The organism is Candidatus Magnetominusculus dajiuhuensis, assembly GCF_046044395.1.
Lineage (GTDB): Bacteria > Nitrospirota > Thermodesulfovibrionia > Thermodesulfovibrionales > Magnetobacteriaceae > Magnetominusculus > Magnetominusculus dajiuhuensis.
Genome location: NZ_JBJUSG010000037.1, coordinates 1 through 18,656 on the forward strand (window position 1 = coordinate 1; position 18,656 = coordinate 18,656).

11 protein-coding genes are annotated in these 18,656 nt (G+C 48.4%); 3 read left to right on the plus strand and 8 right to left on the minus strand.

From position 1 onward, the window contains the following. Positions 1 to 112: 112 nt before the first annotated feature. Positions 113 to 1,924, plus strand: a complete 1,812-nt coding sequence (locus AB7D94_RS06920; protein ID WP_420265014.1) for an APC family permease — start codon at positions 113 to 115, stop codon at positions 1,922 to 1,924. A gap of 58 nt (positions 1,925 to 1,982) precedes the next feature. Here the strand turns inward: AB7D94_RS06920 and AB7D94_RS06925 are convergent, their stop codons facing one another. Next, positions 1,983 to 4,316: a VIT and vWA domain-containing protein gene (locus tag AB7D94_RS06925; RefSeq protein WP_420265015.1), complete on the minus strand. Its 2,334-nt coding sequence runs from the start codon at positions 4,314 to 4,316 to the stop codon at positions 1,983 to 1,985. A 260-nt stretch (positions 4,317 to 4,576) separates the two neighbouring features. Here AB7D94_RS06925 and AB7D94_RS06930 point away from each other — a divergent pair, with 260 nt between their 5' ends. After that, on the plus strand, positions 4,577 to 4,765 hold the full coding sequence (locus AB7D94_RS06930) for a hypothetical protein (protein WP_420265016.1): 189 nt from the start codon (positions 4,577 to 4,579) through the stop codon (positions 4,763 to 4,765). Positions 4,766 to 4,817: 52 nt separating this feature from the next. Next, the gene (locus tag AB7D94_RS06935) at positions 4,818 to 6,176 is read left to right on the plus strand and encodes a cbb3-type cytochrome c oxidase subunit I (RefSeq protein WP_420265017.1); all 1,359 of its coding nucleotides are present in this window, start codon (positions 4,818 to 4,820) and stop codon (positions 6,174 to 6,176) included. Positions 6,177 to 6,178: 2 nt separating this feature from the next. On the opposite strand, the gene AB7D94_RS06940 is transcribed toward AB7D94_RS06935, so the two are convergent. The 7 genes from AB7D94_RS06940 to AB7D94_RS06970 form a co-directional block, all read right to left on the minus strand. Beyond that, on the minus strand, positions 6,179 to 7,618 hold the full coding sequence (locus AB7D94_RS06940) for an oligosaccharide flippase family protein (protein WP_420265018.1): 1,440 nt from the start codon (positions 7,616 to 7,618) through the stop codon (positions 6,179 to 6,181). A gap of 49 nt (positions 7,619 to 7,667) precedes the next feature. Continuing rightward, the gene (locus AB7D94_RS06945; protein WP_420265019.1) at positions 7,668 to 8,678 is read right to left on the minus strand and encodes a glycosyltransferase; all 1,011 of its coding nucleotides are present in this window, start codon (positions 8,676 to 8,678) and stop codon (positions 7,668 to 7,670) included. 6 nt (positions 8,679 to 8,684) lie between these two features. Continuing rightward, positions 8,685 to 10,571: a molecular chaperone HtpG gene (gene htpG, locus AB7D94_RS06950; RefSeq protein WP_420265020.1), complete on the minus strand. Its 1,887-nt coding sequence runs from the start codon at positions 10,569 to 10,571 to the stop codon at positions 8,685 to 8,687. Positions 10,572 to 10,770: 199 nt separating this feature from the next. After that, entirely contained in the window at positions 10,771 to 16,512 is a 5,742-nt protein-coding gene (locus AB7D94_RS06955) for an alpha-2-macroglobulin family protein (RefSeq protein ID WP_420265021.1), read from the minus strand. Between the two features lie 99 nt (positions 16,513 to 16,611). Further along, the gene (locus tag AB7D94_RS06960) at positions 16,612 to 17,517 is read right to left on the minus strand and encodes a PfkB family carbohydrate kinase (protein WP_420265022.1); all 906 of its coding nucleotides are present in this window, start codon (positions 17,515 to 17,517) and stop codon (positions 16,612 to 16,614) included. 11 nt (positions 17,518 to 17,528) lie between these two features. Continuing rightward, positions 17,529 to 18,161 (minus strand): pPIWI-associating nuclease domain-containing protein, encoded by a 633-nt coding sequence (locus AB7D94_RS06965; protein WP_420265023.1) that lies wholly within the window; start codon positions 18,159 to 18,161, stop codon positions 17,529 to 17,531. Further along, positions 18,145 to 18,612: a RusA family crossover junction endodeoxyribonuclease gene (locus AB7D94_RS06970; protein WP_420265024.1), complete on the minus strand. Its 468-nt coding sequence runs from the start codon at positions 18,610 to 18,612 to the stop codon at positions 18,145 to 18,147. The genes AB7D94_RS06965 and AB7D94_RS06970 overlap by 17 nt, the downstream gene beginning before the upstream one ends. Between the last annotated feature and the right edge of the window lie 44 nt (positions 18,613 to 18,656).

The following is an 18,656-nucleotide window of genomic DNA, read 5'->3' on the forward strand; positions in this document are numbered from 1 at the left end:
ATCATTGCAACTTCCCATGAGAACTTGTTTTATCCGTCAGAACAAATTTACCGTGCCGTTTGTCCCGCCTGCTTGATTTTATTTTTGCATCTGTGGTATCTTCCCTGTTGCTGTGTCAATTAAAACTTTTCTCATCGGCAGCCCCATTGAGTCTGTCAAGGAAAAACACGAACGCGTATCAAAGCTAACCGGCCTCGCCGTGTTTTCGTCGGACGCCCTGTCTTCTGTGGCATACGCCACAGAGGAAATCCTGATTGTTCTGGTACTTGCGGGGTCAGGCATGTTCCGCTTTTCTATGCCAATCGCTATTGGCATAACCAGCCTGATAGCGATAGTGGCTATCTCGTATTTTCAGACCATTCATGAGTATCCCTCCGGGGGCGGGGCATATATTGTGGCTAAGGACAACCTTGGCGAAAACGCGGGGCTTGCGGCCGGGTCTTCGCTGCTTATTGATTATGTCCTCACGGTAGCGGTTAGTATCAGCTCAGGGGTTGCCGCTATAACCTCAGCGATACCGTTTTTGCATGACTACACGGTTATACTATGTATCGCCTCGCTTTTAGTCATCACCGTCATCAATCTGCGCGGCGTTAAGGAATCGGGCAAGATATTTTCACTTCCGACATATATGTTTATTCTCGCAATTATAGTCCTTATCTGCGTCGGGTTGTTTCGCATGTCGTCTCTGCCGCACATCCCCCACCCCAAAGAGGTACAGACGTATTCAGGCCTGATGATGATATTTGTCGTTATGAGGGCGTTTGCGTCGGGTTGTACCGCAATGACTGGTATAGAGGCTGTCTCTAACGGGATTAAGGCATTTAAATCCCCCGAATCAAGGAACGCCGGTATCACACTGACATGGATGGCCCTGATACTTGGGGTCATGTTCATGGGAATAACCCTGCTCACAGACCGTTTCGGCATAATGCCCTCTGAGAGCGAAACCATACTGTCTCAACTGGCAAAGACCGTGTTCTCCCAGGGACTTTTTTACTACTTTATACAGGGCACCACGTTTCTTATACTAATACTTGCGGCCAATACATCGTTTGCGGACTTCCCGCGGCTCTCCTCAATAATGGCGCAAGACGGCTTCCTGCCAAGACAGTTGGCAAACCGCGGCGATAAACTCGTATTCTCAAACGGCGTAATCATATTGAGCATAGTTTCCGGCGTGCTGATGGTCGCCTTCTCCGGCGATACACACGCCCTCATACCGCTTTACGCGGTTGGCGTATTTCTATCTTTTACGTTGTCACAGTCGGGCATGGTCGTTCACTGGCTGAAATATAAGGGCAAGGGATGGGTCAAGAGCCTGATTATAAATGCCACCGGAGCGCTGACAACCGCCGTTGTATCTGTGGTAATTGCCGGGACAAAGTTTATACACGGGGCATGGATGGTTATCATAGCCATTCCAATCATAATGTTAATCACAAAGAAAATCAGCAGGCACTACCAATCGGTCTCAAGACAGTTGTCCATTGATAACGCCGAACCGGAAGTTGAATATGCGCACCACTCTGTGATTATCCCCATATCCGGCCTCCAGATGGCAGTACTAAACGCCATTAAGTATGGCAAGGCAATATCTGACGACGTATCTGCGGTGTATGTGTGTCTTGACCCGGCCGCTACGATGAAATTAAAGGCACAATGGACAAAATTTGGTATGGGAGTGCCGCTTGTTATCCTTGATTCCCCTTTCCGCTCCATCATCGAACCGCTGATGGACTACATAGACGATGTCAGAAACAGTTACCAAAAGGGCGTCATCACCGTCGTACTTCCAGAGTTTGTCCCCCTGAAATGGTGGCATCACCTCCTCCATAACCAAACTGCTATATTCATAAAGGGTATAATACTGTTTAAGCAGGGTGTGGTCTCCACAAGCGTACCACTGCATTTGCGGGATTAAAACACCCCGCCGCAAGCGGCGGGGTGTAAAGAAATTAAAGTTTTTGACGTTGCCGTATTTACGTACCGCTGTTGATTGACAGGGTAATAGTTATTGCCGCCCCTTTTGGAGACTGGGGAAAGACTATCCGTTTGAGCACCTCAAGCAGGCTCTCAATGCCGCTTATAGTGCCGTTTATCCTTTCAGTACTGATGACCTTGCCGTCAGGGGCGGTGGTTATTTTTATTACCGCTGTCCCATTAAGCCTATTGGCCAGGGCCGCCGCGTTGAGGGCGGAGAGGGCGGTTTTTATGGCGGTGTTGACCTGTTCGCGGTTAATTTCACTGGTGGTTACCAGTTTAATAATCTCCACAGACGACGGCTCCGGTTGTTTTAAGGCATCTGTTGCTGGTTCATTCACCTGAGCCTTTGCCGCTCCGGTTGGTGCTGCCAGCGCGGCAGGCGCGGCATTTTTATAATATCTTGCCCTTTCGCCTCTTCCCGCGCTTGCACCCACCGCATAATCAGATACCCCTTCTGGAAGTGGAAGCGGCTGCGTAACTGTTACGGCCTTGCCGTCTTTGAGCCTGACCTCAGTATCCACGGCAACAAACGATGTATAGTCTGTCAGGAGGCTGTATTTAAGACCAATATCTGTAACCTCTTTTACAATGGCGCTGTCCTGGCCGAGCCGGTTGTAATCAGCAAGCCTTGCTATGCGGTCCCTTGCCCACAGGTATTTTATGGCGCTATTGGCCTTCAGCGGCTTAACCTTGCCGACATCTATTTTCTGCGTGACAGGGCCGTCTCCGGCGGTACCTTTTATGGTCATTACACCCTCCGGCTGCCCTGAGTACTTTCCAAATATGACGATTGCCCGATTCGACAGCACGTCGGCAACATGCTCCGGCTCCACATCCTTTGTATCCATACGCCCGAAATCTACGCTTATCCTTGTCAGAGCTGGCGTGTCAATCATCTTTCTGAACTTGTCTGCCATGACGGGTGCCTGGTCTGCCTTCGACACCACAAAAGGCTCACCATTGCCAGCCCTTGCCATGCCCTCAAGCAGATAGCGGTTTACGCTTGTGCCAATGCCAAACGTAAAGACGTTTGTATTGCCAAGATTGTTTCGTATCAGATCAAATGCCTCTTTTTCAACTGTAACATAGCCGTCTGTGGCGATTACGACGGTGTTTGAGACCCTTTCATCGTGTGACAACATCGAAAGGGCATGTCTGAGGGCCGACAATAGCTCAGTACCACCGCCGCCTTTTTGCCGCTCTATGAGTGCTAAGGCCTGTTGAATGTTTTGCGGCGTTGCCGGTACGGCCTTCTCCGCCATCACAGAGGAGCTGCCAGAAAACAGGAGCACATTAAATGTGTCAGTCGGTCTTAGCGAGCCTATTAAATCTTTCAGGAGCTTTTTTGAAATCTCAAGAGGGAAGCCAAACATGGAGCCGGACACATCAACGATGAACGTGTACTGGCGGGGGGGGATTTGATTTATCTTCACTTCCTTTTGAGGCTCTACCATCAGGAGGAAATATTTATCAGCGCCGTCGTCATAGAGCATCAACCCTGAACTGATTGATTTTCCGGCAAGACGGTATTTCAGGATAAAATCCGCAACCCCACCGCGGCTTTCATCGTTGCCGAGATGCACATCGGCAAGCGCGGTGCCGTTATATGTCACCCTCGTCTTGTGCGATGGGGTGGTGAGTTCACTAATAGGCAAGGGGGACGAGAGTTTTACCGTTATATCAAGGGTTGACGCCGCCGCCTCGCCCTTGTGCAGGTATGGGTTTTCCACCCACTGTTCAGATGCCGGAGCGTCGGCCTTTGACGCGTTTGAATACCGGGGACCGACGACCGTGGGATATACAAACTCATAAACCCCGTCAGTGGGCACGATTAACTCGGTATATTTAAGCTCTATCTTTATGACGTCGCCGGGCAGGATATTGGCCACATTCATTTGAAACACGTTGGGACGTTGCTGCTCAAGTAAAGAGGCGCTCTTGCCCTCCTCTTTGGCCTTTTCATAGTCCTTTCTTGCCTCATCGCGCCGCTTTATCGCGGCCTGCAGGACACGGTCTCCGATAGTCATTTTCATGGCATAGACGGCCGCGCGCGTGGAGGCGGGGAATATGTAAATCGCCTCAATGGGTTTAGCGCCCTCGTTTTTATATACCTGAGCCACTGTGACATCGGCGATTACGCCCGCGATTTTTGCGTCAACCACCGTTGACTTGAGCGCCACCCTGTCAATCCCGTCGTCCTGCCCCCTGACGAAAAAGTATGGTGAGAGGGTCTTATCGGCAGACTCCCCCTGCGTGGCCGCCGCCATCGCTGTTGTTAACAATACCGCCATTAACATTACCACTGCCATTAACCACCTGTTTCCTTTCATAGTTGCTTACCTCCGTTTGTTTTATTTATTTTAGTGCATTACTCATATAGACAACGGCAGATTGAATAAGTTCCCGATTATATTTTTTTAATGTGGGGGCTTTGGGCACGGTAATTTTGTTCTGACGGATAAAACAAGTTTCCTTTGGAAGTTGCAACGATTTCTGGACTGTCCTTTTCTTAGTCCGTCATTCCGGCCTCATTTTGTCATTCCGGCTTGTCCGGAATCTGTTCTTATACCTCAGAATAGGCAAAATCATCATGAACAACCATTTAAGGGACGATTCCAGACAAGCCGGAATGACGGCAAGGGACAATACAGAAAGGAACAATACGGCAAGGGACAATACGGAAAGGGACAAAGATGACAGCAAACTAAGCAACTACCGCTTGCTTATGATGGAGAACAAATTTACCGTGGGAGCTTGGGGCAATCCATCGTGTCATTGACTTTGCCGTGCGTTTCCCTTATCATACAGTAATAATGAGTGAGCCAGTCATAATGAATGAGCAATCGAACGTATTTGAATTCGTGGAAGGAAAACGCCGCAGGCTTGCCGCGGGGTGGATGATTCTTGGCATTGCCTCTTTGCTTATAGCGGGGCTGTTGGCTATTTTGCTGGTGTTATCGCGGACGCCTAAGGTTCAGGACGTGTTTCCATTAATCAATTTTTTTAAGGTTGCACTCGTCGTACATGTGGACTTGTCTGTCACGATATGGTTTATAGCGTTTGCGGGGGTGTTATGGACATTAAACGGCAGGGAGTCTTTTATGGGCATGGGCTACGCCGCCTTGTGCGTATCTGCCTTTGGGACAGTCGTTATTGCGCTGTCGCCATTTCTTGGGGCGTGGCACCCGCTGATGAACAATTATGTACCAGTGCTGGATGATAAGATATTTCTCTATGGCATTGTGATATTTTTCACCGGCTTTACCCTTTTATTACTGCGTTCACTGCTGTGCATACCGCTTGTGGGTGCGGCAACAACAGGGGCAGGGGCGCAGAGATATGGCCTTTACGTGGGGGCAGTCATTGGATTGCTTGCGGTGTGTACGCTTCTTTGGACGTACCTGTCAATCCCTGATGACGCTAACGCGCTGAGGTACTTTGAGCTGCTGTTTTGGGGCGGGGGGCATTTACTTCAGATGCTTGATACGGCGATAATGCTCACCGCGTGGGTATGGCTTGCAAGGGGGGCGGGACTTGCGCTAAACCTCCTGCCAAAGACATCCATAATCCTTTTTTCGACGCTACTGGTGGCATCGCTATATGCCCCAATAATAATTTTCACGCAGCAGGCAGGCTCATGGCAGTACATCCATCAATTCACCGGGTTGATGGAGTGGGGGATAGGCACGCCGGTTATCGGGTTTGCCCTGTTAATCCTGGCCGCACTGTTAAAATCAAAAATCGGGGATAATAAGGGCCACCTGCGCGCGGCGCTGATAAGCTCTATAGTACTGTTCGGGGCGGGCGGGGCGATAGGTTTTATGATAAGCGGCATAAATGTAACGATACCAGCCCACTACCACGGGGTAATCGTAGGGGTAACGCTTGCCTTTATGGGACTAACGTATTATTTCCTGCCACTGTTTGGATTTAACGAACCCGCTGTAAAACTTGCAAGGCTACAGGCATATATCTACGGCGCGGGGCAGTTGCTTCACATAACCGGGCTGGCATGGGGGGGTGGTTACGGCATTGCGCGCAAGGTAACGGGCAGTGAACAGGGTCTGGACACCTTTAAGAAGGCCGCAAGTATGGGGCTTATGGGCATTGGGGGCATGGTGTCTATTATTGGTGGATTTTTGTTTTTGATAGTGGTGCTGAAGGCAATGTGGTCAGGGAGGAAGTCGTAAGTTTACCCTTTTTTCTTTAGAAGGCCCTTCATAAAAAGTATCTCCTCAAAGCTAAACGCCTTCATAGCGAATAAAGCATATACGGCAAGTGCCGCCGCCAACACGATAAATTTCTGGTAATATCCGGCCAGAAAATATACAAGCCCAAACGCGCAAAGCCCCCCTGCTACGGGTAAATACGCCCCCTTAAGCAGCGGCATAAGGCCGACTATCGAAGATATAAAATATAGATATATACCTAAATACAGGACAGTTGACACAAAGGATGCAACGCTCGCCCCATACGCGCCACTGAATCTTGTAAGCGGATAATACACCGCAGCGGACAATATTATCAGTATCAGGTTTAATATGAAAATACTCCTCTGTTTATGCAGTATTATGAGTAGCGGCTCAAACATGTATATCAAAAAATTGAAATTAATGCCCAATATCATTATTCTGAACAACACGGCACTGTAGGCAAACTTCGCCCCAAATAACAACAACATCAGCTCGTCCGCCATAGCAAATCCTATAAGTGACATCGGTATCGTCGCAATCAGTATAAGCCGGCACGCCGTCGTTATCATGTGGTCTATCCGTTCCTTCTGATAAGTTACCGAGGTTAAGGCGGCAAGTACGGGATACATCGCCACGCTGAAGGAGGCGGGGATGATGTTCAGCCTGTTTAACAGTCGGGCCGGGGCCTGAAATATCCCTATATCGTAGTCTGTTGCAAATTCCTTCAGAAAAAATACCCCCATATACGCGTATATTGATATGATTATCATGTTCAGGGCAAGATAGCCGCACTCTTTTAAGAAATAACGCATCCTGCCAAAATCTATCTTTATGACAGGGCGCACACCTAACTTCGCTAAGATAACCAACGATATACAAAACCCTATAATATTAGACAACATAAAGGCCGTAAATGCGCCATTAATACCCATGTCAAAGTGGATTGCCGCTAACATAAACACCACAGACATAGATGACACCGCAAACGAGACCAAAGTCTCATATCTGACCTTCTCAAAGCCAATGAACGCGGAGGTGCACACACTGTTGAGCGCCGCAAAGGTGATGACAACCACATTGATGGCAAGGGCGACAAAGTAAACAGAATCAACCCTGAAAATCAAAAGAATCAGCATGGCAAAAATGAGTATGGGCGGTGCTGACAGGCCGATTAATGTCAGGCCGGTTCCAACGATTTCAGAGGCGCGCCCCTTGTCAACGGCAATATCCCTTACCAATATCCTTTGGAGGACAAAAAAAAGCGGCAGGACAGCCCAGCACACAACCACTAAAAACGAATAGACGCCAAACTCTTTTACCCCCAGATAACGCGCCACAAGCGCTATCAACAGCAGCGAGTTTACCACCTCAGCCATCCGGGAGGTAAAAAACCAGACCGTATTCGACGCTATCCTCTTTATTCGCTTAGCATGATCCATAAGTTTTCAATGTTTCTCAACAGCGGTACTGTGCAACAAAGTGGGGTCACTACGTTACGGGTTTGTTATATCTTTTTAGCAGGCCATCCATAAATCCTTTAAGCAGCAGTAATAGTTTCCCCGGACTTCTCTCATACACTATCGTACCTATGGCAATCCTTATGACCGTCGCGCCCAAAGAGAGATAGGCGAGTCTGGAAAAAGTTCCAAGCCGCTTCAGGTACTCAAATATAATAAACTGGTTTCTTATCATATAGTAAAGCTCCTTGTCCCTGAGGCGAAGGCTTTTTCTGCCAAGTATTATTTTATTTCCGCCGGGCTTGAGCTTTTTTATTATCAGGCCCTCCTTGACCATAATAATGTTCGTATACAGTGAGGCCATCAGGCCGTAGGCGAAGTCATCGCACCAGCAGTAAAACCTCCTGTCGGGATAACCTATCTCTTTTATAATATTGCGGCTGATGACAAGCCCCTCAAAGGAGACAAAATTCTTGGTGGAGAATGTCTGATACTTCGCAAACACGGCGTCTTTTAAGACCTTTTGTCTTCCCGTGGCAAGGTCAATGTACTTATTGTCCTCAAACACCTGTCCATCGGGATATACCCTCGTCGCCTGGATACATTCCCCGAGGTTTGCATAAGACAGGAGTGTCTCTAAGGCATGGAGTTTAGGCTCCACATCGTCGTCCATTGTCCATATCCAGTGGAATCCGCCTTCGTATGCCCGCTGCATCCCCTCATAATACCCCCCCGTGCCTCCCGTGTTTGCGTGCATTCTGATGTAATGCAGCACAGTGCCGCTTTCCTCGTGCCTTTTTATTATCTCATGCGGGGCGCTCAGGGTGGTGGGCGGCAGTGTATCAATAAATCCCTGATTCAGGAGTTCTGTGGGGGTGTCGTCGCTGGAGGAATTGTCTATCAACCATACGGCGTCAAGGCTCCTTGTCTGTCTCATCAGGGCGCTCAGACACTCACATAGCAGCACCTTTCTGTTGTATGTTACCACAACGGCGCAGACGCTGAATGAGGCTGTAGCCTGAGCAAACGCCCCTGAGTTCAAATTAACCTAACGCCTCAGCGACTCAAGCATCAGCTCTGTTATCCTCTTAGCGAACGCTGCCGGGTCTTTTGGCTTATTGCCATCAAGCACAAGGGCCTGTTCATAGAGCAAGTCAATCAAGGCCTCTGCGCCTTCGCCCTTTTCTATTTCTATTGCTGTGCTCATGGCCTCTATCAGTGGATGGCTGGGATTTATCTCAAGGGTTCGCATATTTTTTGGGACGTCTTTGCCCATTGAGCGCAGCATCCGTTCCATTGCGGGGTCAATGGCGCCCTCGTCTGAGACGAGACAGCAGGGCGACTGTTTAAGCCTTCCTGACAGGCGCACCTCTTTTACGTCGTCCTTCAGGCGACTCGTTATCTGGGCGAGCAGCTTTTCATATTTATGTCCCTCTTCCTCTTTCTTCTTATCGTCTTTCTTATCAAGGTCAACGCTGCCCTTGATGACGGACTTCATGCGCTTGCCCTTGTACTCGAAATAACCGAAGATGATGTCATCCACCTCATCAAGCATGAAGAGTACCTCATATCCCTGTTCATTAAAGCTCTCCAGGTGAGGCGATTGTGACACCTCGTCATAGGATGAGCCGGTGATGTAGTAAATCTCCTCCTGGCCCTCTCTCATGGTCTCAACATATTCTTTCAGCGTAGTGTAAGCCTCTTTGCCCGTTTTAGTGGACCGGAAGAGCAACAAATCGGCTATCGCCTCCCGCCTCTGGAAGTCAAAGTGGACACCCTCTTTGAGTACCTTGCCAAGTTCCTCGTAGAATTTCTTGTACTTTTCGAAGTCCTTCTGCTTCATATCAGACAGCGTGTCGAGAACTTTTTTTGTGATATTTTTATTAATGACGCTGACGTGCGGGTTATTTTGCAGTATCTCTCTTGATACGTTTAACGGCAAATCCGAGGAATCCACAACACCCTTAATAAATCGCAGATATTTCGGCACAAGCTCTTCGCAGTGGTCCATAATCTGAACCCTCTTTACATAGAGCACCGGGCCTATCTTAAATTGTTCATAAAAAATATCCATCGGCACATGCGACGGTATATATATCAGGGCGGTAAACTCGGAAGTGCCCTCGGCCTTAAAATGTATAACGCTCAGCGGGTCGGTAAAATCGTGAGAGACATGCTTGTAGAACTCGTTATACTGCTCGTCGGTTATCTCTGATTTATCTTTCAGCCATATGGCTTTTTGGGAGTTCAGAGTCTCTTCTTTTGTCAGCTTCACCTTTGTACCCTTATCAAGGGCGCTGTCCTCTTCGCGTTCGACATCCATAACTATCGGGTATTCAATGTAGTCGGAGTATTTTTTAACGACGGTGCTGATTTCCCAGTGATTAAGATACTTTTTATCGTCATCCTTGATATGCAGGATAACGTCTGTGCCATGGGACGCTCTTTCGGCGTCTTCGACAGTAAACGTGCCCTTAGCCTCTGATTCCCATTTGACAGCGGTGGCCGCCTTTACGCTTTTGGTTATCACAGTAACCTTGTCGGCAACCATGAAAGACGAGTAGAAACCGACGCCGAACTGCCCGATGAGGTTCATGTCGCCCTTTTCTTTTAAGGCGCGCATAAAGTCAAGCGTCCCTGAGTGGGCAATAGTGCCAAGTTCTGCGATGATTTCCTCTTTGGTCATGCCGATACCATTGTCGCTGATGGTAAGCGTATTAGAGTCTTTATCAGCAATGATTTTAATTGACCAATCACCCGTATCCGTAATGGCCTCGCTGTTAACGAGGGATTCGTACCTGGCCTTGTCAATGGCGTCAGAGGCGTTTGAGAGCAGTTCTCTGAGGAATATCTCCTTGTGAGAATACAAGGAGTGAATCATAAGATTGAGGAGCTGGTTTATCTCTGTTTTAAACTCAAGATTCTCAACAGGCATATGTAATTGACCTCCTAATAATTAAGTTAGCACTGACTAATACAGTCTGCAATATAGTCTGTGAACAATTATACTAACCCATCCACCCTAAAAAAATCAACCTAGCCTTCAGTTCAGCCGCCAACGGCGGCAGCCCAAACGCAATAGATAAAACGTTGCAAAAATACGGGGTGAAGGGGGGGTTACCCCCCCTTCGTCGTTAATCCTTTTTTATTTCCATCCTATCATTAGGTATCTCGCCAAACATTTCTGGATTATACAGTGCTTCTACTCTTGTGGTAGGCATCTGAAATACGCCGTCGTTATTCAGCCTTACGGTGTATGAGACTGACAAGCTGCCCTTGGGCACGTATTCATAGTACACCTTTACGCCCTCGAATGTGAATTCTTTATATGCCTCCCACGCGCCTGTAAATTGTTGTTTCTTTTTCGTGAGCAGCGCTGAGTCCCGCCCAAGCCCCCTGTTTAGAATCGTTGAGCCTGCAGGGACGGGGTCATTTACCACAACCCATGTCATGTCTGACTGGGCATCTATTTTTAAATCAACCGTAAACACATCGCCCTTTGTCCACTTGCCCTTTGTCTTTTGCGAGACTGGCGTAATGGTCTTTTCTATCTTAAAGCCACTGCTCAATGGTTTTGTTAGGGGTATAGCCGCGAGACTTTGAATAGTAGCCCAGGGCTTTCCCATGCCGTTGTGGGAAACACTCAGTGCCGACTTCTTATTGTCAGGCCAGTCAAACCTGCCAACGCTGCCCTTTGGGGTCTTTCTCCAGTCGGTGTTAAATGTTTTGTTGTCCAATTGAGCGGTGGTTACGCCGTTTACGGGAACTGATTCGTATCTTGCTGAGAAGCGAAGGGCGCCCAGCACACCCCATGCGTTTGCCACGGTGCTGTCCCAGTGGCCGTGCCGCATCCTGCCTATTGCTCCTGCGGCTATCTTAGGCGCATCCGATTTCCATGACTCTATGGATAGGGATGTCAGCAGAAGGCGCACAGCGTTTGTATCCGGCGTAGCCATAAGCCACCATAAGTTGTCCATCTTTTCTGTTGACAGGCTCATCACCGTACCCTGCAGGTTGAGCCTCGTACGCAGAGTATCAATGGCCGCCTTCAGCCTCTTATCTTTACCGGCGACACGTCTTAGAATGTTGACAATATCAATAAGCGCTGATGTTGGAAGCAGCGCCGGGTCAGTGGTTATTGAGGCCAACATTGCGGGGTCTGCCGCGCCGTAGCGTGAGAGGGCCTCGATGGCCGAGAGTTTTCTTACGACTAAATCGGCTGTCTGAAGGTGAGTTCCCCTTGTTATCTTCCCAGTTACAAAAGATATTAAAGCGGCTATCATCTTGTCCTTCGTCTCCTGTGCTATATCATATCCTGCTTCATGGGAAACCGACAGAATATAAGATGTCAGCACCTCGCTTCCGGTCCTCATGTTGTGGAAATATTTTACGAGGCCGTCTTTGTCGAGATAGTTCGGCAGCTCTGCCCTAATCCCATTCCACATCACTGTGTCTCTGAGGGCTATTGCCTTTGAGACCTTTTGCTCCATACACGAGTATGGATAGCGCGCCATATAATAATCTACACCTGTCAAACCCTCACCAAGCCCGGGCTTGAACGACACATCAATCCCGCCAAGCTTTGGTAAGGCATCTGCAGGTCTTTCAACCGCAACCGCATATGGCGCGTCAATCTGCCGCAGCTCTGCCTGATACGTCCTCACATCTACGGCGTTAACTACCTTTTGTTGTACACGCAGCGAGTCTTCTGAGATACCTTTTACCGCCATTTCATATACCAGCAAATTGACGTTAAGCGGTACATCTATCTGCCAGTTAAAAACCTCAGAACGTCCTGCCGACACAGTAATTTTTACTGGAGACATCTTTCTCGTGATGTTGTCGCTGCCCCTTACTGATAGCCCGGCGAGGGCGTCAATGGACTTTTCGGTGGTGTTTCTTACCGTAAAACCAGCGATAAACCTGTCGCCGGTGCGCACAAGAGGGGGAATACCCGAAAATATCATCAAATCCTGAGAAGTCCTGACAGACGTGTCACCCGTGCCGAAAGACCCTGGGCCGCCCGTGGCAATGGCAACAATCTTAAAAGCGGTAAGCGAGTCGTTCAGTGGAACATTCACTGAGGCCTCGCCCTGTTCGTCAAGCATAACGGTTGCCTTCCAAAGGATGAGCGTGTCAAACAGCTCGCGGGTAACGTTCTTGCCGCCACCGCCACCTTGTGGGAGTGACTTACGCCCGAAGTGCCGCTTCCCTATGACTACCGCCTGTGAGGTCGAGGTCTTTAGTTCATACGGCCTTTTGCTCATCATCGCCTCAAGCAGCTTCCAGCTTAGATTTGGCTTTAATTCCAACAGCCCCTCGTCAACTGCCGCTATGATTACTGAGCTGCCCTTGGGCGGTGCCTTGCCGTCGGGGTCAAGCACCTTTATTTTAGTCTTAGCCTCCTGCCTCACCTTATAAACTTGCCTATCCGTAGTAACAGTGACTTTAAGCTCATGTGGCCGCCAGCCGACATCAATCCCCGTAATACCCAATTTAAACGCGGGTTTTCCCGGATCAAACAGGGCAGTGGGTTTGGCGTCATCAATGCGGCCCCTTATGACAAGCGCGGATACGTAAACATTCGGGGCATAGTTTTTCTTGATTGGTATCTCAATAACCGGCGCGTTTCTGGTGATTGTCTTTACATATGTGTCCATGACGCCTTCGCGCCCAACGGTTATCCACGCTGTGGCCTCCTTAAAGGGCATTCTTACCTGAAACTTTGCCGTTTCGCCGACTTCATATCTTTTCTGCCCGGCAAGAATATCAATGCGGTCATCACTTCCACCTTCAAACCACACATCCTCTTTGCCCGCAATAAAGACCTCGCTGTTAGTAAACGCCACTCTACCGCCTTCGTCTTTTACCTCTGGCTGGATAATTATCCTGCCAACGGCCGGTGAGGGTGCCTCACAGAATAATATGCCTTTTTCATCAGTCTTGCCGGAGCAGTGGCGTCCAACCTTCTTTATCTCATCAACATTTTCGTAAGAATAGAACCCGCCCGCCACACGTTTTCTGTGGGAATAAGTCTTCTTCTTAAAAATATCAACCTCAACGGGAGTATTTGGCCGCGGCTTGCCGTCAATGCCTAATACGATTACCTTATACCTGAGGGAGTCTTTCGACGCTGCCCAGTCTGACGGGTCTATTCCCACCAACAGCGACGAGGGATAGACCGGAATGTTTGACGAAACGGTTTGAATCTCGCCGTTAGGGTCAGGGAACTCAAGCTCCGCCCGGATGTCGTGCGGGATGCTTATTTCTGGAATATCCTTTAGAGCGGCCTTAGCCGTGCCGTTCTTATCAAGATTGAGTTCGATAGTCTGAAGCTTGATATGTTTATTATCCCCTGTGGGAGCGGCCTCGCCCTCATCGTCGCCCTCGCCTTCCGCCTCTATACTGTCACTCTGATTGGCGTTAGTCTCAATTCCCTCATGTACCGCCTTTCCAGAGAATGTATAGCCTTCCGCCGCCGACATTGAGATTTCCTTAGGCTGAAGTTCAGCGCGCAGTTTGACCGGCAAGTTGGCCGCGCCGCCGCCCGAAAGATATGAGACCGTTATGTCGAGGCCTGCCTCTTTTGGCCTGATAAGGGGCGATGTCGGCCCCTGAACTGCCGCCTTCATCATCACCACCCTGAAATCCTCTATGTTGAACTGGCCAGAAAGTATCCTCCTGTCGTAGGGTTTCGCCTTTTTAATAAGATACACCTCGTAGCGGCCATTAGCCGCCTGTTCAGGGATTGCCCAGTTCATCTCTGCCGCCCCGTTGTCGAGCCATTTCAATGGGAATGGAAACTCCCTGTTAGAGCCGCTGTGAACGATAACGGCCTTTTCGGGCATTTCGCCCGCCGGTACAAATTCAAAACCGTTGATTGAGTGTTTTCTTATGATATGTTTCATGTGCACGGTCTGCCCTGCGCGCAGCAATGTGCGGTCAAAGACCGTATGGGCAATAATTGTGCCCTCGGTGCCGCCATATGATTCAGGCAGTTTAAAGCGCCACGGCTCTATGCCCTTGTACCACGACGAATGGGAGAATGTGAGGTCGTCGCGTGTCCGGGCAAAGACAAAGATGCCCGATGTTACGTCATTAAGAACCTGTGAGTTTTCAGCCCAGTTTAGTTTTTCACGGCAGGAGGGGAGGCCGCTGTCAGAGGGCAGTGTTTGATTAATCCTCGCAATGCCGTCCTCGGCCGTCTTGCCCTGCCATATGGCCTTGCCGGTGCAGTCACGAAGCGTGACGTCGGCGTTGTTGACCGGTTCACCCTTATCAAGTGTCGTTACCCATACGGCTGAGGCCTCCCTGCCCCACACGAAGTGAGTGGAGAGGTTTGTAACCAGTGCCGCTGCCTGTACGTACATGGGGCGTTGATTCGGAAGGAGATGGCGGCCAAGGATGCCGCTTTCCACCTCTACGACATAAAACCCCGTACCAGCTAATGGAATGCCCATTACCTCAAACGCCTTTGTGCCGCCCGGCTTTGGCAGGGTGAATGCCTTCACGCCTGTGGCCTTATTAAGCAGCGGCTTTTCGCGCACGGAGGAGGCTGTTTTTTTCAGCCATTTTATTATCTCCTCCTGTGAGCCTGCCGGAATCTTCTTTATATTTCCAGTGACGGCTTCTTTTGTTTTGGCTTCGGCAGCCTTTGCCTTTGCATCAGGATTGAGCAGGAAGAGTTTTATCTCCTGTTCGATGTTTCTAACGGTAATTGGCAACAGGGCACCGGCCTTCTGCTCGATAATTCCAAAGCGCGAGGCGAATTTTGCCAGAGGCGGGTAGGCGTCAGTCCTGATATTCATTGGAAACTTGGCACTGTTTGAGAGCGCCCTTCCGGTCTCGTCCTTTAAACCATCAGGAAGCACAACGCTAAACGATGTACTTTCGGGAAATGGCCCGTTGAAAATTACACTATTGGTATATCCTGAGTCTTCTCCCTCATCGGCGTCAGGTTTTGGCCTGTAGAGCTTATCGGAGCTTTTTATAACGATTTGGCTTGCGGCCTTTTTACCAACGGGGGCGGAGAAATAGAGCTTCATAGGGGCAATGGGAATGCAGCCTGATGTGGCCCTCTCCTTAAGGCATTGAAACGTGGCAGTGAATGCCCTCTGCGTCTTGAAGTGCAGCACCTGGTCTATGTCTGAGGCAATGCCGCTTTTGGATTTCACCCCTTTGCCCCATACTACTTTCACATTTTTCCCCGATGGAAAGGCGCGATTGCACGCAATGGCTACGATGTTTTTTAATGGAACTTTTTTGTCGCTGAATGAGTTGGCAGCTTTGAGTATATCCTCCTTGTCCTTGCCTTGAATCAGGGTGACGCCTATGCGTTCGTTTATGCCGTCAACGGTGCAGTGGACATGCTCAGGTATTGAGGTCTCATCCGGCTGGCCATCAAGATAGAGGACAAAGGCGTGGCTTTCGTCAAGTGCGACACTGCCGTCCGAAGGGTCGGAGGCGATAATAGACGGCCCGCCGGTTGAAAATTTAAAACTGTTATCACCTTCAACCGCAGCGCCGGACAGCGTTTTTACAGATGGCCTCAGCGTGAACGTACAGAGAAGGCCGGAGGGTAAGTCCTTGTCGAAATCGTATGCCCAGTTCTTTGTGTCAACCCATCTGGCGGTGCCCTTCGCCGCACAATCAACATCAAAGGGGGATTCGGCGCGCGGGTCGCCAAAGGAGACCATCTGCTCTGAAAATCGGGCGGTAACCTGCCTTACGCCTTTGGCCGTGCCCTGAGGGGAGAACTGCTCCACTACGGCGCGCTCACCGGCAGATACGCCCTCGTTAAGAACAAAAATCGCAAATAACAACACTAATACGGCATATATTATCCCCTTTGATATGCCCCGATTGCCTGTCCCCATATCTTTGCCCCCATTATACCGAGTTGACTGTCCTGCCGCCGACAGCGGCACCTTTCCCCCGTAGTATATCTTATTAAATAAATTTATGGAAAGAGCTTCTCAGCCGTGCTTAAGAGGTGTGGTGAACATAAATCCATTGATTTCCTCCAGGGTGCGGGGGATTCCTGCCCTGCCTCCCATCCTGAGGCATTTCATCGCGGCTATGGCCGTGGCAAAACGAATGGTTTTTTCGTGCGGCCAGCCATTTAAGATACCATAGATACAGCCGCCGTGAAACACGTCACCCGCCCCTGTGGTATCAACCACCTCAATATCATATGCCGGATGATGAAATATATGGCCGTTCGGTGCCATGGCCAGACTCCCATCACTGCCAAGCGTAACGCAGACAAACCGAACACCTAAGCCGGTAAGTCTTAGGAGGGTCTCTTCGTGGCTTGAGGCATATTTTTTACTGAACTCCTCTGAGCACACCACATAATCGCAAAGCGGGAGGAGTTCATGCGTCTTTGAGCGCACCGAACCGGCGTCGAGCATGACGGGGACGTCAAGGGATCTTGCCATCTGTGCCGCGTTAATTGACGCTTCTTGCATGAGGCCGTCAAGATGAAGGATCGTCGCACCATTAAGGAACGATTCAGCAATGTTACAGTCGTCTCTTGAGGCACGCGACCAGAGGATTGTCCTGCTGGCGGTTGTTCTGTTTATTATTATACAGGCGGTCTGTGAAAACCCGCCTTTTTCAGTGAGCATATGCGATATATCAACGCCTTCGGAGATGAGGCCGTTTTTAATCCTCACGCCCACCTCGTCATCGCCGGTAACACCCGCAAACCTCGTCTTAACACCAAGTCGGCTTAACACAACGAGGGCGGTAGCAACCGGCCCGCCGCCTTCGATAACCCACGGCGATACTTCACACTTCTTATCCTCCACGGGAAACGCATCCACAAAGGTCAGATAATCAAGGCTGCACTGCCCAAGACCGGCAACGATTAAACTCATATAGATATCAGTTATTCATAATACTTTGATGTATCAATCTTTATCTTTAAATTTTTAGTATCTAACTTTCTGTTTTTATGCTCTAATTTTGATGAGAATGTAAATGGAAAAGAATAAAATGTTATATGACCCATATCTTTTTTATTATCTGAATCAGATCCATATCGAAGTTCTACACTTACAGTACCAGTGCCTTTTAATGAAATAGTTCCGTCTTTACCTATGTCTATTTCATTAACATCAACATCATATATTTCCTCTATTGCTGGGTGGGGCGATAACGCATTAAGCTCATCTGGCATGTTATATATCATTTCAGTAGTTAATATTTCTTCAATATTTTCAATATCAATAGTTCTCTCTCGCGGAGGTGGCGAATAAATAAATTTAAACTTATGTCCTGCCTGCGAATTCACATATGCACTCAGTGACCTTAGCCTTTCTTTTCCCTTTTGAGTCAATGAACCAGTCGTAACTTCAAAAACAAGAGTCTCACCGTTCTTTTGTGCAACAAGATCAGCTCTATAACCACCAATCATATGTTCTTTAGTTACACTGTAGCCTTTTGCTTCATATTCGTCATATAGCTGCGCGATCGCAATATCATGTAAATACTTTTTTGTATATTTATGCTTTATTACCATCACGCATCTCCAGTCTATCTATAAAATTATGATGTTTTACATATCCGCATTCTATATAAATAATATGGTTATATCTGGGGTCAACAATTGTTTTCAGCAAATCATCATTGTCAAAATTAAAGTCAATAGTGTTGTTATAATGTATATATGAAATATTAAGGGAGCCGCCTATTACAAATTTTAACTGATTATCGTCTTTATAAAGGAGGCCTCTCAGACTGTCCCATATAGGTTTAATAATGTTATCAGTATCAAGTTTACTATGTTTCTTTTTATCATATTTCGATACAGTTCTATAAAAATAATAGAAAATGCCATAAATATTATCTTTAGGATGATATAGTTCGATACTTGCATTATAGTCTTCCATTTTTCCTTTTATCACCGCTTTATAAGATTCCATTTTCTGCTGATATCTGCCCTTATCTTCTAAAAGAAGATTAATTGACAACGGCACCACATTTTCTATAATACAGTAATACATTTATCTATCCA

Coding starts and splice junctions, on each gene's coding strand:
- AB7D94_RS06965 (WP_420265023.1), bottom strand. CDS start 18,161: ATGGTAATAAAGCATAAATATACAAAAAAGTATTTACATGATATTGCG.
- AB7D94_RS06935 (WP_420265017.1), top strand. CDS start 4,818: ATGAATGAGCAATCGAACGTATTTGAATTCGTGGAAGGAAAACGCCGC.
- AB7D94_RS06925 (WP_420265015.1), bottom strand. CDS start 4,316: ATGAAAGGAAACAGGTGGTTAATGGCAGTGGTAATGTTAATGGCGGTA.
- AB7D94_RS06955 (WP_420265021.1), bottom strand. CDS start 16,512: ATGGGGACAGGCAATCGGGGCATATCAAAGGGGATAATATATGCCGTA.
- AB7D94_RS06960 (WP_420265022.1), bottom strand. CDS start 17,517: ATGAGTTTAATCGTTGCCGGTCTTGGGCAGTGCAGCCTTGATTATCTG.
- htpG (WP_420265020.1), bottom strand. CDS start 10,571: ATGCCTGTTGAGAATCTTGAGTTTAAAACAGAGATAAACCAGCTCCTC.
- AB7D94_RS06940 (WP_420265018.1), bottom strand. CDS start 7,618: ATGGATCATGCTAAGCGAATAAAGAGGATAGCGTCGAATACGGTCTGG.
- AB7D94_RS06930 (WP_420265016.1), top strand. CDS start 4,577: ATGAACAACCATTTAAGGGACGATTCCAGACAAGCCGGAATGACGGCA.